Raw genomic sequence first — 16,097 nt, forward strand, 5'->3', positions numbered from 1 at the left:
AAGTTACAGTTTCTAGCCCTGACACTGCGATGAGTACGTTATTTTACCTGATCATTTATGATTTACCGGATAGCAAGGCGGCGAATAAGCGGCGGACAAAACTCCATAAAATGCTCTCTGGTTATGGAACTTGGACACAGTACAGTGTGTTTGAATGTTTTTTGAGTGCTGTCCAGTTCGCTAAATTGAAGGTGCAAGTTGAAACCTTGATTAAACCAGCTGAAGATTCAGTCAGGATCTATGTTTTGGATGCTGGCTCGGTACGCAAAACCATTACTTATGGTTCCGAACAACCTCGACAGCAAGAGACAATCATATTATGATGGTAATATGATCCAAGTCCAATTTTTGGCAGGGCAAAGCACGGGCGAAAACCCATAACCTCCCGCCAAATCCCCAGAACCTTGACAATTCCATACTTTCAGCGTTTTCATATCCAATGTAGAGTCTACTACTGAATGCCGGAAACGGACTTTTAAAGTAGTCCTGCCAAAATTGCCGGTAGGAATGGCTCTATGATTAGGTTCTGGCTGGCGGACTTTCAAATTAATGAAACCCGTTCGCGGGATTGAAACTTGCCATAGGGGGACTATCCAGAATCCCAAGAACTTTCAAATTAATGAAACCCGTTCGCGGGATTGAAACTATTCCTAACTACTACACAGGGAATAAAATTTAAGCTATCTTTCAAATTAATGAAACCCGTTCGCGGGATTGAAACGACAAGCTAAAGGCTCTTGGCATTTCACCCCTAAACTTTCAAATTAATGAAACCCGTTCGCGGGATTGAAACCCCGCAGCAAAAGTAGGAGGAACATCAAGAACAAGACCTTTCAAATTAATGAAACCCGTTCGCGGGATTGAAACATTTCTCCAGCACGCCTACCGTTAGCGTTAGGGGCCAACTTTCAAATTAATGAAACCCGTTCGCGGGATTGAAACACTTCGCGCACTTGGGCACGAAAATAGATATCTTTGCTTTCAAATTAATGAAACCCGTTCGCGGGATTGAAACAAACTGATGAAACCTACTTGCACTAACTGCAAACTTTCAAATTAATGAAACCCGTTCGCGGGATTGAAACAATTGAGGGATAGCACAAACCTGCCTATCCTTACCCCAACTTTCAAATTAATGAAACCCGTTCGCGGGATTGAAACCGCTGTTCTGTCACCGCTAGCCGAATCTAACGCGGCTCTTTCAAATTAATGAAACCCGTTCGCGGGATTGAAACATTGCATCCCACCGCTCTTTGGTGGGGATGGGTACTTTTTTACTTTCAAATTAATGAAACCCGTTCGCGGGATTGAAACATGGCAAGGATTCTGCTAATGTTGTTTTAATCGGTCAGCTTTCAAATTAATGAAACCCGTTCGCGGGATTGAAACATCCAGGTTTGCATCTCAGTTCCCGTACCACCAGCAACTTTCAAATTAATGAAACCCGTTCGCGGGATTGAAACTGCTAAAATCAGTGCTGGAATCTTAACCAAAAAAAACTTTCAAATTAATGAAACCCGTTCGCGGGATTGAAACAGGACACTATCGCAACTCTTCTCTCTAGACGACTGGCTTTCAAATTAATGAAACCCGTTCGCGGGATTGAAACAACTAGCTGACAAGGGTCACTTGGTGGTGTGGTTGGTGGTGTCTTTCAAATTAATGAAACCCGTTCGCGGGATTGAAACCCAGGAACATGAATAGGAACCTCACAATTTCCCAAACTTTCAAATTAATGAAACCCGTTCGCGGGATTGAAACTATTTCCCATCATTACCAACCCAAGGCTTAATCCGCCTAACTTTCAAATTAATGAAACCCGTTCGCGGGATTGAAACCTAGCACGAAGTACCCCGAATCCGCATCCGTTCACTTTCAAATTAATGAAACCCGTTCGCGGGATTGAAACGAGCCGGGGAAAGAGCCAAAGGGGCGGATGATGGGCTTTCGCTTTCAAATGGGGATGTAGAAACCCCATCTTCAACGAAGTAAGATGGGGTAGTTCATTAGTTCTCAAATATCCTCTAATTACCAGCGTCAACTACCTACACTTCCCTAACGGGTAAGTGTAGGCTTGCGGAAAACCTAGCTTGCTAGGCTCACGGTACGCAACTAAGAGTTGGTTAGGGCGTAGAGATTTGGTAAGGACAAACGTACAAATATTTCCCTAGTTTGTACACGCCACTTGCTTTAAGCCGGCGAACCCGTCCAACGCAGTGGCTCCTCTTTGCGGTCTAGTCGTGAATAGAAGATACGCTTGCCAAATTGCCCGAAGGGACTGGATTTATTCCTAAATACAAATTAGTAATAATTTGGGTTATCCTCATGAATCAAAATAATCAAGTTATACGAGTACCAGTAATATCTCCAAAAGGAATTGCACTTATGCCAACCACACCAGCACGGGCTAGGAAATGGATAAAATCTGGTAAAGCTGTTGGTAAACATAATAAAGTTGGTGTTTTTTACGTTCAATTATTGCGCGAAGCATCTGGACATGAGACACAAGAAATAGTAGTTGGCACGGATAGAGGTAAAGCATTTACAGGTATTGCTTTTCAATCAAAGCTGGCGACGATTGCGTTATTTCATGCTTGTTTACCTGGTTTCTACAAATCCAAGAAAACCAGCAAAGATAGACAGTCTGTGACAGGAAAAATGGAGAAACGCACAGAACTACGTCGTACTCGTAGAGGACAGCGTATTAATCGTAAAGTTGCTTTTAAATTACGCAATCACCGAGAAAAAAGGTTTAACAATCGTCGTCAAAACAAGCTACCACCTAGCGTAAAAGCTAACCGAGAAATGGAATTAAGAATCTTGTCAGAAATGTCTAAAATAATTCCTATCTCCGAGATTAGAGACGAGTCGTGTGGTGGTAATTCCAAACGGAATGGATTTGGCATATCTCCTGTAACAGTTGGGCAAGAATGGTTTAGAGTCGAAGCGTCAAAGCTTGCACCAGTCAAAGAAATAGATTCTTTGGATACCGGGAAATACCGCACTCGGCTAGGTCTTGTTAAAGACAAGAAAGATAAATCAAAACAGACTCCAGAAACCCATGCTAACGATGCAATAGCATTAGCATCTACCGCATTTATTCAATACAAAGCTTTCCATACCCAAAAAAGTCACGGGCATCATTGGGTTGGGGAATGTGTTGTAACTCCATCACCATTCATTGTGATTACTCGACCTAAATTATTTAGGAGAAAATTGCATCAAGAAAACTACTCAAAGGGGGGAATTTTAAAGCGGCAAGGTGGAACAATAACACCATTTGGTTTTCGGTCAGGTGACTATGTTCAAACCTCTCGCAAGGGAGAAGTAATACGCGGTTGGGTTGGCGGATTTACTAATTCTGGGAAAACCAAAAATATTTCCATCTATGACCACAACTGGTCACGTATTGGTCAATTTAATCCCAACAATGTCAAGTTAATAAAACGGAGTACGAGATTATGCGTTGTTGCATAAACTATTGCTTGTTTTGTCGCTGTCCTCCTCCCTCTTCTTGCTGTGCAAGAAAATGGTCGCAGGACGCAACAAAACAAGCCCGCAATTCCTCCCAACACCGAATCAGAGATTTCGGTGTGGGACTCCTTGCGGTTCGAGTTGAAAAATTTGCTCTGCAGTTAAATTCAAATCTCGAAAAGTTGGTGATATTATCCTATCATTACCCCTAAACTGGCTAACCTGATACTCACCCTCAACCAACAAGTAAACTGATATAGTTGGTTGTTTAGAATTGCCAATAAACTTTCTTGCACCATTAGCTAAATAATCAACAATCCAGTATTCAGGAATGCCAATACCCTCATATTCGCCAGCTTTTTTATAGTAATCATCACGCCAATTTGTACTGACAACCTCAATAACTAATGGAACTGAGGCACCTTGAGTTACTGTCGATTCTTTTTTCCATAATGGTTCATTTGCTAAATTATTGCGGTTCAATATCAGCAAATCTGGCAAATAGGCTGATTCACCAAAAAGCGATTTGACTAATACTTGTTTGGGGATGGAATAGGGGAGGTTTATTCGTTTAATTTCTGTAGCTAGTTCCAGAGTTAAAAACCCTGTAATTTCTTCATGATCTCCCACTGGTTGTGCTATTTCAACAATCACTCCATCATGTAATTCGTAGCGTCCCCCGTCAGGTTTCCATTGAATAAATTCTGTAAAATTTACTAATTTGGTTTTTGGTATAGCTGCAGTCATACTGTCAATTCCTTAGAGGTTGTTTGAAAAGTCCGTTTTCATGTGTCCTGGCGATTAGAAATCGCGGCTACACAGACAAAACCTGCACTTCGACAAGCTCAGTGACCACCTCCGCAGGTTGGAAAAACCTTCTCTTCGACACGCACTCGCGTTCGTAGAGAAAATATTGTGTTACTCCCTTCCCGCTGGAAGATTACCGAAATAATTTTTAGCTCACGCAAAGGCGCAAAGGCGCAAAGAAGGAAAATTATAGGTAATCTTAGACCGGGAAGGGAGTAGTCCACGGAGGTGGACTTTGCTTGTGTAGTTGTCACCTTCATTCGCCCAAAACTTTTCAAACATCCTCTTATGGGCGACAGATTTATTCAATTCTCAAATGGTAAACTAGGATATGGACTCTTAGGAAATATCGCCAACTCAGTTTCCGGGTCAAAAAAGTGAATTTTATCTGTCACCAGCGATAACCAAAGTTGCTCACCAGGACGCACTAATTTATCTGGTGGTACCCGCACTTGCAGATAATTATCAGTCTGGGACAGTCTCACACTAATAAAAGAATCATTACCAAGATTCTCTACCACATCTACATCCACTGGTAAATTTTTCGTAGCAGGTACACCCATAATTAAGTGTTCTGGACGCATACCTAAAATTATGGTTTGTCCGTCGTATTTTTGCAGAGCATTGACCCAGATATCTGGTAAAGTGAAGCGAAACTGGGAATGGCTAATTAATAATGGGGCGTGAAATTCTACCGGGATAAAATTCATCGGTGGTGAACCAATGAATTCGGCGACAAAGCGGTTAGCAGGGCGGTTGTAAAGTTCTAGAGGTGCAGCCACTTGCTGGATTTGTCCCTGATTCATAATTGCAATGCGATCGCCCATTGTCATTGCTTCGGTTTGGTCGTGGGTAACGTAAATGGTCGTTGTCCCTAATTGTCGCTGCAATTTCACAATTTGAGCGCGAGTTTCAGCCCGCAGTTTAGCATCTAAATTCGACAGCGGTTCATCCATCAAAAACACTTGGGGATTCCGGGCGATCGCCCTTCCTAATGCTACCCGTTGTCTTTGTCCCCCAGATAATTGTTTGGGTAATCGATTTAACAATGGTTCAATTTGTAACAATTGGGCAACGTTCAGCACCCGTTGAGCTACAGCCCGTTCCCTATCAGAAACATAACGGAGTCCTTTAGGTAACTTTCTTGTCATCTCCACCAGTAGATTTTCAGCCCACGGTGGAAGTTGGGAGGATGAGGAAGTATTTTCTTCTTCCCTTGAATAGTCTCCCCCTCCTCCTCGGCGCCGTAGACCAAAAGCAATGTTGTCATACACCGTCATGTGGGGATAGAGGGCGTAATTTTGAAACACCATTGCGATGTCCCGTTCCTTGGGGGGGAGGTCATTAATCAAGCGATCGCCTAGCCAAATTTTACCGCCAGTCATCACCTCCAACCCAGCTATTAACCGCAGCAGGGTACTTTTACCACAACCAGAGGGTCCCACCAGCACGATAAATTCCCCATCTTCGACGGTGAGGTTAATCTGTCGCAAGACATTAATATTGTCTGCACGTTCTGACGCTGTATCACTTTTTTGGGATAGTGACGTAGTACCTTCCCCTTTGCGGGGGGGAAAACTTTTATAAATGTTTTCTAAAATAACTTGGGACACGGGTGTTAATTGGGGATTGGGGATTGGGGACTGGGGGAGGGGGAGATGAGGGAGATGAGGGAGAAATAACAAATGAGAACAGTCAACCGTCAACCGTCAACCGTCAACCGTCAACCATCAACGGACACATAATACACGTTCTTTGTCAATACGAAAAGTTAAATAAATAGCTTTCACCATAAAAAGAACACTACCCTTAATTCTAGGGCTATTAGAAGGTGTCGTTTGTAGCCATTTATGTTTGGCTTGAGCATAAGTTTCAATTGCTACCCAGCTATCTGCTCCAGTGAGTACCGCTTCGCAATAGCAACGATATCTATTAGCAGATGCTGTTTAGTGCGCTCAATTCTTGGATCTTCTAGACCAGAAAAGTGTTTGAGGATGGTATCGTCAAAGTTTGGGTTCATAAGTAGTGGATGCACCGAGCGCCTGGAGTAGCAGCAAAAATGCTAACCCTCTACTATACCTCATTTTTCGTTCCAATTAAGATGCGTTTGCCCTGCTCTACAATATAACTCCAACAATGTGGAGAAATAAAACCATGAGCAACTTTATTGAGGAGAGAGTCCCAGCTAAAACCGTGAGAAACTAACTCCTTAAGAATATCCTACTTGACGGCAAAATTGTGCATTGAAATGGCGAGTGGTAGCACTTAAGCTAAATAACTTAGGGCACATAATTAGCCATCATGAACTGCCTCATCGCCGTGGTTCCCCTTGAATCGTGACTCTTTACCGCCATAACAAAAAATATATGTGCCTAAAATCACAGCCAACCACTTTTCAAACAACCTCTTATGTTTAAAGAAGTGCTGAATACTGTACGTAGGTACACAAAAGCTTTCTGCCGTTCTCTACCGTTCTTATGGACAGCAGCACCAAAAGAAACAATCTTGATGATTGCTGGTGTGTTGTTGCAGGGAATTGTTCCCGCAATCAGCATTACTATTACCAAGCAAGTGGTAGATAAAGTGGCAATAGCTGTGAACGAAGGTAAGGAAATTACTGTTGAACTCATGGCTGGCTTGGTAGCTGCATGGGTTGGGGCTTTGCTGCTACAGGCTCTCCTGCGACCTTGGATGTCAGCAATTCAAGGAAACTTGGGTGAAAAGCTAACGACTCACATTAACTTGTTGTTGATGCGTAAAGCTGACACTTTTCCCGATCTGAACCGTTTTGAAGACTCAAAGTTTTATGACGAGCTACGGCTTCTCCAAGAACAAGTAAACTATCAGCCAATGGGTTTTATTGGCAATTTGGCTGAGGGAGGCAGCAGTTTATTCACTTTGGTGACTATGATAGTGCTGCTATTCCCACTGGGATTTTGGATTCCGTTTGTGATTATCATTACAACCATACCCCAGATATATGTTTCCTTCCAGTATGAAATGATTATTTGGGGAGCTATGTATGACAAAAGTCCAGAAGCCAGGCGGATGCAGTATTGCTCTTCGGTGATGCTTACTGATACTTACGCTAAAGAAGTGCGATTGTTTAAGCTTGGTTCTTTGTTTATTAGTCGATATATCAAAGAATTCCAGTCTTTACATCAAACTATGCGTCACTTGCGTGGTAAACAAGCTTTTTGGGCAGCACGTTTATCTGTGATGAGTGCTTTGGGGAATGGCTTTGCCTTTTATTGGGTGGTGCAGCAGGCTTTTAGAGGAGAGATTAGCCCAGGAAGTGTACTTCTTTTCGTGCAATCACTAGCTTACCTCCAGCAGAATTTAGAACAATGTATCACTGTCTCTTTAACTACCTTTGAGACTCTACTCTATATGCAGCAGTTTTTTGGTTTCCTTGATAGCCAAGCTACCATGCCTGTGTGCATTCCGGGTAAACCAGTACCTGTTCCCATGCGAACGGGCATCACTTTTAACAAAGTACAGTTTTGCTATCCAGACAATCGGTCTGCTTTAACAGATGTTTCCTTTACTCTGGAACCTGGAGAAACCGTAGCTTTGGTAGGGGAAAATGGCGCAGGCAAGACCACGCTCGTAAAGCTGCTGACGCGGTTATATGACCCTACAGAAGGAGCTATTTTGGTCGATGGTGTGGACTTGAGGGAATTAAATTTGGATGGGTGGCGACAGAAGATTGCTGTGGTGTTTCAAGACTTTAGTTGCTATGCACTTACCCTGGGAGAAAATATTGCATTGGGAGACATTGAGGCATTGGATGACTCAGAACGCCTCAGACGTGCAGTCCAAAAAGCTGGTATAGCTGAACTGGTCGAAAAATTTCCTCAAGCAGAACTTACTCCTTTAGGTAAGCAATTTGGTGGTACAGAACTTTCGGGAGGGGAATGGCAAAAATTAGCGATCGCTAGAGCCTTCATGCGGGAAGAAGCCCAAATACTGATTCTTGATGAGCCTACAGCTGCCCTTGACCCCCGCAGCGAGTATGAGGTATACCGACGCTTTGTAGAACTAGCTCAAGGTAAGACTACGCTTTTAATTACTCATCGACTAGCTTCAGTACGCATGGCTGACCGGATCTTAGTTTTGAAGCATGGGCAGCTGATTGAAGAAGGTACTCACGAGGAGCTATTAGGACGTAAAGGTGAGTATGCGACGCTTTGGAATATGCAAGTAGAACAATATGGCTATCAAATTAATGGCTCTTGCGTGTGTAGCGTGCTTAATTATTAATGAAAATCGATTAAATTGCTTTAATAACAAGGCTTACAGGCGTTTATAATTTGATTTTTAGTAACAGGATCTCAAATACAAAAAATAATGGCTTTTATCGGAGCCACGCAAGGGTTTCAAACTTATTTTTTAACAAATTCAGCACGCTAAGTACGGAAGAGCCGTATTTTTGCCCGTAATACAAAAGGGGATTATACAACTGATGAATTCATTGGTTTCCGAGAAAATAGGGACAGTTTAAAAGAAATATTCCAAAATTCTTTGTTAGCTGATATGGGGCTAATAGAAATAAAAGAATTAGAAAATACTATGCAACACTTCAATATGGGATTCTTTGCTAGTTCACCGCTTTTTGCTCAGACCCTATCACTTGAACTCTGGTTGCGCTGCTTGTCCAAGGATAGTAGAAGTTTCTGGTTAGAAGAGGATTAGCAGAGATCACTTTTGTTCATAGCAAGTAGAAAAATTAAGACAAAGCCTATATTTTCCAAGAGGTCTATTGTATAGAAAGGTCAATCATGAAAGACATTCACGTCCCACTCTATGTTTCCACGACTTTTTTTGAAGAAAGCGCAATTTTATGGCTCTTCCGTACTTAGCGTGCTAAATTTATTAAATAATCAGCTTGAAACCCTTACTGAGATACGGTAATAGCCATTATTTCCTGTATTTTTGGTCATATTGCTGAAAATTAAATTATGAACGCCTGTAAGTCTTACTTTTAAAGCAAATTTATAGACTTTAACTAATAATTAAGCACGCTAAGTACGCAAGAACCAGAATTTTGAACAGAATTTTAGGAAACTGCTGACATCATAAGCTGACATCATAAACAGGTTTTGCTTTCATTATTTATTGTGACAGTTTAAGATGCGTTCGCCCTAAGGAATCTGGATTAAATAAAGTGCAAATTTAATATGGAACCTCTCCCCTTTTATTCCCCTCTCCGTAGACGGAGAGGGGATGCGTAGCAGGAGTGAGGTTCTGTATTTTATTAAATCCATGTTCGTGAACTACCTACACCGATTTGGAGTACCAAATACGGTTGCAGCAACTGGTACATTTCGCAATGTTGCCAGAACTTCCTTAAGTGCGGGACGCTGCGCGAATGAGGTACTATTAGTAGTAGAAGCACCCACTACCGGATTCCCTTTACGGCGTTTTATTGTTGGGACCAGTCCCAGCCCAACACGCTTTATATTGATAGCTGCATTAACATCCCTATCAACCAAAAGCGATTCCTTTTCGTCCCAGTAATTACGAATGTTGCAGTCAGTGAAGATAAATTCATCACGATATGCAAGCAATTGAGATGTGTATGCAGGTTTGACTGCTATTGTCCACATCCGGTGCTTTTTCAGCTATGTATTCTAGGATTGTGAAAAATTGTCCAAATGCAGCATCGTTCCAGGATTTATTTAATCCTGTTTTGGCTGATTGTCCGTTGGGTAAATATTTACCGTTTTCGTCTTGCTTGGCTTTATTTCTCTTAGATAAAGCTTTTAAATTTAAATCTTCATAGACAAAAACTTTCTTCCCAGTCTTAAGCAACGAATGGGCAGTTTTAAAAGCATGGTCAATTCTAGCTCTGGCAATACGTTGATGTTCTTTTGCTTCTTTTTTAGCTAATTTACGGCGTGATTTACTGCCCTTTTTCTTGATGGATTTACGTTTGGATATATCTGCTAGTCGCTTTTCAGACTTAGAGAAAGATTTTAGCGATGGTAATTTGGTATTATCTGAAGTTGCCAAGTAATCATCTTCATGTAATACTGCATCCAATCCAAGACTGTTTTCCCAAGTTGGAGCAATTTCATCAGGTGTAAAGGTAGGAATATTTGGGTCTGACAAACAAATAGTTACGTACCACCCATCCGCCTTTTTTGTCAAAAGAGCATTTTTTAAAATAAATCCATTAGGTAATGGGCGATGTAAACGCACCTTTACCCAGCCTTTTAATTTTGAAAATGACAAAAATAGCCATTCTTGCTCAACACGTTCGACAGTAATAGCTTGACCTTCAATTTTTATTGTGCGATAACGCGCAGCATTTTTAAAACGAGGTTTGCCACTACGATTTCCTTTGTAATCACCTTCAACAAAGCGAGAAAAAGCCAAGTCTACACGCTTTGATACATCCTGTAATGTCTGAGATGGAACACTTGTAAAGTCTAGTAGTTCACCAGAATGACTTACCTTTATCAAGTCGAACTTAATAACAGGCAGTTCTTTTTTTTGTGAGTAATAGCTGGGGTTGTCTCGTAGTTTTGGTATTGAACAAATTAACGGGCAAGAATTAATTGCAGTGCGATTATGCTGATACCAGTCGAACCTGTCTCCTAACTGCCTGTTGTACCAGTATCGACAAATTCTTAACCAATTGTTTAGCTGAATTTTTTGCTTGGTGTCTGGATAAGCGCGGTACTGATAGTTAAGCAGCATAAGGTAATCAACTACTTGGTTACATTTAGTGTTGCAATCTATTACTATAAAGTATTGAGAAGGAAAAGTCAACCATGAACAGTGATGGCGGAGCGTTAGCGAGTACTCGAGCGTCTTATATTTCCCGCGCCAGGGGAGTTTCAGACCTCAAAGCGCATTTGGTGTTAACAACAAAATACCGTCAGCGGGTATTGACAGGTGAGATGATTGATAGGTTGGGTGAAATTCTGAAAGAATTACTTTTTAAGTGGGACAGTAAGGTAGTGGATTTCAATGGAGAATCTGACCATGTGCATCTATTATTTCAATACACACCTCAAACTGAATTGCCAAAATTTATTAACAACATAAAAACAGTAACAAGTCGTTATTTGCGGAAAGAATTTCCGGACAGAGTTAATCAATTTTATTATAAAGATGTCCTGTGGAATGGTTCTTACTTCATAGCGTCTTGTGGAGGTGTAACGGTTGAAACTCTCAAAAAATATGTCGAATCCCAAGATAAGCCAAAATAAAACAAAAGATTATTAATTACTCAACTACCCCAGTTACCGAATCAGCCTATGGCTAATATTGGTAATGAGGGCGTTTCGTAATTAATCGCCTTATATCCCGACACCAAACTGAGTACAGTTATGGTGCCAGGCTAAGGCGTAAAAGCTAAGAACTCCTCAACGCAGTGATGGGATCGAGTCGCGCAGCTTGTCGCGCTGGTGCAACACCGAAGATTAAACCAATGCTGCCGGAAACTCCTGCTGCTAGTAAAATTGGTTCTTGCGTACTTAGCGTGCTTAATTATTAGTTAAAGTCTATAAATTTGCTTTAAAAGTAAGACTTACAGGCGTTCATAATTTAATTTTCAGCAATATGACCAAAAATACAGGAAATAATGGCTATTACCGTATCTCAGTAAGGGTTTCAAGCTGATTATTTAATAAATTTAGCACGCTAAGTACGGAAGAGCCATCATATTTGATTTTTGAAAAAAACTAAGAGATAATACGGAGATGGGTGACGAGTATAATGAGGAACGATTCGGAATCACTAGTCCCGCGATTTCAAACTATTTGTTTAGCCGGATAAATTTTTAGATACCCCTAAATCCACACGATATGATACCATCTGTAGGGGCACGGCAATGCCGTGCCCCTACGCGAAATCTACATGTGTCAGCGTTTTAGTGGTATTGTATAAGACTTTGAAATCGCGGGACTAGGCTAGTTGGCGCAAGCCAGCAAGAGCAAATTCTGACGTAGATTACAGAATCCCCGTACCTAATGGTCGGGGAGTGTCAATTCTTTTAATTTCCTTATTCTCTAGCAATTACAATATCATTGGATTTAATGACTGCATAAGCTTCTTGTCCCTCATACAGTTGCAAATCCTCTGCTGATACTGTGGTTATAATTGAGGTTAATTCAACTTTGTGAACAATCTCTAGCGTCACCTCACTATTAATAGGACCAGTCACAACTCGTTTGACTATACCTTTGAGGACATTGCGGGAGCTAACTTTTAGTGATTTTTTTTGATTACTAATTTCTATCTCTAGGTTTGGAGTGTGGGGTTGTTCTTTTTCTCCTTGCTTGGGTGTTGTTTTTTTACTCCTAACTTTAGTTTCAGGTTTTGCATTGTCAGTATTTTGCTGTTTTACATCGTTGGTTGGTACTGCTTCTGTGGGAGAAGAGTGCTGATTAAGACTACGTACTAGTTCCCGCAGAATCTCAGTTTTAGTGCGCTGCGACTGGTTGCAGAACTCTTGGAGGATTTTTCGCTCTTCCTCCGATGTTTGAAATGTGATCCATCCTTGTTCTTTTCTTGGCATATTTTTACCAATTAACTTGGTAATGTTTTGATTATCTTGGTACGATTCTACCAAGTGCCAATTCTTTGCAAACAATTTTGGCGATATCAGAAAATGCTTGATATCTTCGTAGCGGTTTACACCGCAAACCCCAATAATCCATCAGGTAAAGCGAGACATCGCTTATCTTTAAGGTTCGATTAACAAACCAAACCCAACATCAATTCCTCATTATGCTGGATACACTTGATTTGAACCTTTCTTTAGATAAACCAACCTATAAATCTGAAATTGACAGGTTGATGCTACAACTGCGGACGCTACAAAGTGCTTGTTGGCAAAAAAAATTACCTGTGATTGTCGTTTTGGAGGGCTGGGCTGCTTCTGGAAAGGGTGGGCTGGTAAAGCAAATGGTCGCGTACATTGATCCTCGTGGGTTTAAGGTATATCCCATCTGGGCGCCCACTGAACAAGAGCGTCAATATCCATTCCTGTGGAGGTTTTGGGAAAAACTACCCGCTCAAGGCGCCATCAGCATTTTTTACCACAGTTGGTATACTCATGTTTTAGAAGACCGCCTGTTTAATCGCGTGGACAGTAGCCAAATTCCTACAGTAATGGCGCAGATTAACTCCTTTGAGCGCCAGATGGTAGATAATGGAGCTGCGATCGCCAAATTTTGGTTGCATCTAGACCGCAAAGAATTGAAAAGTCGCTTAAAAGACTATGCCAAAGATCCCCTAACTGCTTGGCGAGTACGGAAAGAAGATTGGCAACAAGAAAAACACTACGACCGCTACGCAACCTTAGCCGAAGAGATGCTGATTCAAACTAGCACAGGTAGCGCTCCCTGGACTTTAGTAGAGGGTAACTCAGAACGGTGGGCAAGGGTGAAAGTTCTTACCCAGTTGGCTGCAACCTTAACCACTGCCCTAGATCGATTGCAAATTCAGCTACCTAGCCCTATTTTACCAGCACAGAATCATTTAGAACCCACAGAGCCAGACTTACTCGCACAGATTGATTTGCGCCTCAGTCTATCGCCAGTAGATTATGAAGAACAATTAGCCGAGGAACAAGTACAACTGCGGGAGCTACAATTAAGCATCCACAAACATCAAATTCCTGTACTTGTCCTATTTGAAGGCTGGGATGCTGCAGGTAAAGGCGGAGCAATTAAGCGGCTTACCGATATTCTCGACCCGCGCAGTTACTTTGTCCATCCCTTTGCAGCACCCACAGATGAAGAAAAAGCCCATCATTACCTGTGGCGTTTTTGGCGACGAATACCCACCGCCGGCACCATTGGCATTTTTGACCGTTCCTGGTATGGGCGGGTATTAGTCGAGCGCGTCGAAGGATTTGCTTCCGAGACAGAGTGGCGCAGAGCCTACCAAGAAATCAATGAATTTGAAGCCCAGTTAACCACTGCAGGTTACGTTTTAGTCAAATTCTGGCTAAATATTAGCCCAGAAGAACAACTCAAACGCTTTACTGAACGCCAAAATGACCCCTTTAAGCAGTATAAACTCACCGATGAAGACTGGCGCAATCGCGACAAATGGCCTTACTACGAAGTAGCAGTCAATCAAGCAATTCAGCGCACCACCACCCCCACCGCTCCCTGGACAATCGTTGCTGCCAATGACAAATATTATGCCAGGGTGAAGGTAATTGAAACTGTTGTTGATGCAATTCAAGCTGAATTAAAACGCCGCAAGAAAGCCAGCCATTAAATGCGATCAATTCCATTGACTTGGATTACGAATCAAGCCCACAATATAGCGTTTATCGCCCTAGTTAGGTACACCTCCGGGGCACGGCATTGCCGTGCCCCTACAACGCGTGATACTAATCTGAAGTTACGTAATTTTCAGTAACTAATTGCGTCTTGATTTCTCCTGTTTCATGGTTTGCATTTCTGGAATGTTCAAAAAAACGAGACATCCAAGGTAAAGCAATCAATATTCCCGCTAAAACTACTAGAAATACAGAGATTCCAAAAATTTGGTCACGTTCAATTTCTAGAACACCACGTAAAATTACCTCTCGCAAAGCCGAAACAATAGTAATTTCCACTGCTGCGCCTACCGATATACTTTGTGCTTGTAGGTAGTCAATTAACAGGCGAAATAATTCTACAAGAATCAAAATAAACAGGATATCAGATGTGACTTGCCGTAAATCTAAGGGACGCAAAAAAGAGGAGAACATGTCTACTAGGCGAATCAGCATCACACAGAATAAACCTAGGCACAGAGAAATGATAATGAAGTCTTGAAATGTCTCCAGTCTCCGTACAATTCTATCTCGCTGGAACCAATTATTTACCTCTGTAATCAGCCGTTTTGGCATGGTAAGTCTCGACAATCTAGAATCGTTAATCTCTATGATAAGCAATGGGAAATTAAAAATTTGTAATTCCCAAACTTGATTTTGATGATTTATTGATAATTAGGATTTATTTACGTGTCATACCATTTCACCAAAACTCTGATACGGTAGTAATGCATAGTAATGATATACTAAAAAAGTATCGTTAAATACAGGAACTATGAACTGCCCTAAATGCAACTCAAAAAACATCGTCAAAAATGGACACACTCATTATGGTAAACAACGGTTCAAATGTCACAACTGTGAGCGACAATTTGTTGAAAGCCCAACCCGACAACCAATCGATCTCTCAACACGTACCTTGATTGATAAACTTCTACTTGAACGGGTTTCATTAAGGGCGTAGGCGAAGCCCGTCGTAGACATCGCTCGTGTTACTGGTGTTTCATTACGTTGGCTTCAATACTACGTAAATCAGAAATACTACCAAGTTCCCAAAACCGTAGAAGTAACTAAAAAAAAACCAGGTCGCTTAATCATCCAAATTGATGAAATGTGGTCTTATGTGGGGTCAAAAGAGAATAAACAATGGATTTGGCTCGCAATTGACGCCACAACACGAGAAATTGTTGGAGTATTTATTGGTGATCGTTCTAGTCAATCAGCAAAACAATTGTGGCGTTCGCGTAGCGGCGGCTTCCGCATCGCTTCCTCCCGTTTATCGTCAATGTGCCGTTTGTCACACAGATTTCTGGGAGGCTTATGAACAAGTCTTACCAAGCAAACGCCACTGTTCAGTTGGTAAAGATAGCGGTCATACAAGTTATATTGAACGATTTAATAATACTTTGCGTCAAAGAGTTTCGCGGTTAGTTCGTAAAACATTATCGTTCTCAAAATCGATTGACAATCACATTGGGGCAATTTGGTATTTCATTCATCATTATAACAACAATTTACGTGCTTAAAT

At 41.6% G+C, this 16,097-nt stretch carries 12 protein-coding genes, 2 pseudogenes and 1 CRISPR repeat array; of the genes and pseudogenes, 7 read left to right on the forward strand and 7 right to left on the reverse strand.

The window, feature by feature from the left end:
* Positions 1–29: 29 nt before the first annotated feature.
* Entirely contained in the window at positions 30–323 is a 294-nt protein-coding gene (cas2, locus tag HEQ19_11340) for a CRISPR-associated endonuclease Cas2 (GenBank protein ID WYM00027.1), read from the forward strand.
* Positions 324–538: 215 nt separating this feature from the next.
* A CRISPR array of direct repeats spans positions 539–1,909; the repeat unit is 37 nt; unit sequence CTTTCAAATTAATGAAACCCGTTCGCGGGATTGAAAC.
* Between the two features lie 416 nt (positions 1,910–2,325).
* On the forward strand, positions 2,326–3,477 hold the full coding sequence (locus HEQ19_11345) for an RRXRR domain-containing protein (protein ID WYM00028.1): 1,152 nt from the start codon (positions 2,326–2,328) through the stop codon (positions 3,475–3,477).
* A gap of 102 nt (positions 3,478–3,579) precedes the next feature.
* Here HEQ19_11345 and HEQ19_11350 read toward each other — a convergent pair whose 3' ends face one another.
* Positions 3,580–4,221 carry a Uma2 family endonuclease gene (locus HEQ19_11350; GenBank protein ID WYM00029.1) on the reverse strand — a complete coding sequence of 214 codons (642 nt, stop codon included), beginning with the start codon at positions 4,219–4,221 and terminating at the stop codon, positions 3,580–3,582.
* A gap of 365 nt (positions 4,222–4,586) precedes the next feature.
* Entirely contained in the window at positions 4,587–5,894 is a 1,308-nt protein-coding gene (locus HEQ19_11355) for an ATP-binding cassette domain-containing protein (protein WYM00030.1), read from the reverse strand.
* Positions 5,895–5,896: 2 nt separating this feature from the next.
* Between HEQ19_11355 and HEQ19_11360 the strand changes: the two genes are divergently transcribed.
* Positions 5,897–6,064 (forward strand): hypothetical protein, encoded by a 168-nt coding sequence (locus HEQ19_11360; protein ID WYM00031.1) that lies wholly within the window; start codon positions 5,897–5,899, stop codon positions 6,062–6,064.
* A gap of 55 nt (positions 6,065–6,119) precedes the next feature.
* On the opposite strand, the pseudogene HEQ19_11365 reads toward HEQ19_11360, so the two are convergent.
* Positions 6,120–6,301: pseudogene (locus HEQ19_11365) on the reverse strand (transposase family protein).
* Positions 6,302–6,690: 389 nt separating this feature from the next.
* On the opposite strand from HEQ19_11365, the gene HEQ19_11370 reads away from it, so the two are divergent.
* Complete coding sequence (locus tag HEQ19_11370) at positions 6,691–8,544, forward strand: ABC transporter ATP-binding protein (protein ID WYM00033.1); 1,854 nt, start codon at positions 6,691–6,693, stop codon at positions 8,542–8,544.
* 1,013 nt (positions 8,545–9,557) lie between these two features.
* On the opposite strand, the gene HEQ19_30900 is transcribed toward HEQ19_11370, so the two are convergent.
* Positions 9,558–9,890: a hypothetical protein gene (locus HEQ19_30900; GenBank protein WZI67185.1), complete on the reverse strand. Its 333-nt coding sequence runs from the start codon at positions 9,888–9,890 to the stop codon at positions 9,558–9,560.
* A complete protein-coding gene (locus HEQ19_11375; GenBank protein ID WZI67186.1) occupies positions 9,835–10,986 on the reverse strand; it encodes a transposase in 1,152 nt (383 codons plus the stop codon). Before HEQ19_11375 ends, HEQ19_30900 begins: the two co-directional genes overlap by 56 nt.
* A gap of 74 nt (positions 10,987–11,060) precedes the next feature.
* Between HEQ19_11375 and tnpA the strand changes: the two genes are divergently transcribed.
* Complete coding sequence (gene tnpA / locus HEQ19_11380; protein ID WYM00034.1) at positions 11,061–11,501, forward strand: IS200/IS605 family transposase; 441 nt, start codon at positions 11,061–11,063, stop codon at positions 11,499–11,501.
* A gap of 794 nt (positions 11,502–12,295) precedes the next feature.
* Here tnpA and HEQ19_11385 read toward each other — a convergent pair.
* Positions 12,296–12,811, reverse strand: a complete 516-nt coding sequence (locus HEQ19_11385; protein WYM03357.1) for a molybdopterin-binding protein — start codon at positions 12,809–12,811, stop codon at positions 12,296–12,298.
* Positions 12,812–13,023: 212 nt separating this feature from the next.
* On the opposite strand from HEQ19_11385, the gene pap reads away from it, so the two are divergent.
* Positions 13,024–14,526 carry a polyphosphate:AMP phosphotransferase gene (pap, locus tag HEQ19_11390; protein WYM00035.1) on the forward strand — a complete coding sequence of 501 codons (1,503 nt, stop codon included), beginning with the start codon at positions 13,024–13,026 and terminating at the stop codon, positions 14,524–14,526.
* 115 nt (positions 14,527–14,641) lie between these two features.
* Here the strand turns inward: pap and HEQ19_11395 are convergent, their stop codons facing one another.
* Positions 14,642–15,145 carry a phosphate-starvation-inducible PsiE family protein gene (locus tag HEQ19_11395; GenBank protein ID WYM00036.1) on the reverse strand — a complete coding sequence of 168 codons (504 nt, stop codon included), beginning with the start codon at positions 15,143–15,145 and terminating at the stop codon, positions 14,642–14,644.
* Between the two features lie 199 nt (positions 15,146–15,344).
* On the opposite strand from HEQ19_11395, the pseudogene HEQ19_11400 reads away from it, so the two are divergent.
* Positions 15,345–16,095: pseudogene (locus tag HEQ19_11400) on the forward strand (IS1 family transposase).
* Positions 16,096–16,097 lie beyond the last annotated feature (2 nt).

It is taken from the genome of Gloeotrichia echinulata CP02, from assembly GCA_038087035.1.
GTDB classification, from domain to species: domain Bacteria; phylum Cyanobacteriota; class Cyanobacteriia; order Cyanobacteriales; family Nostocaceae; genus Gloeotrichia; species Gloeotrichia echinulata.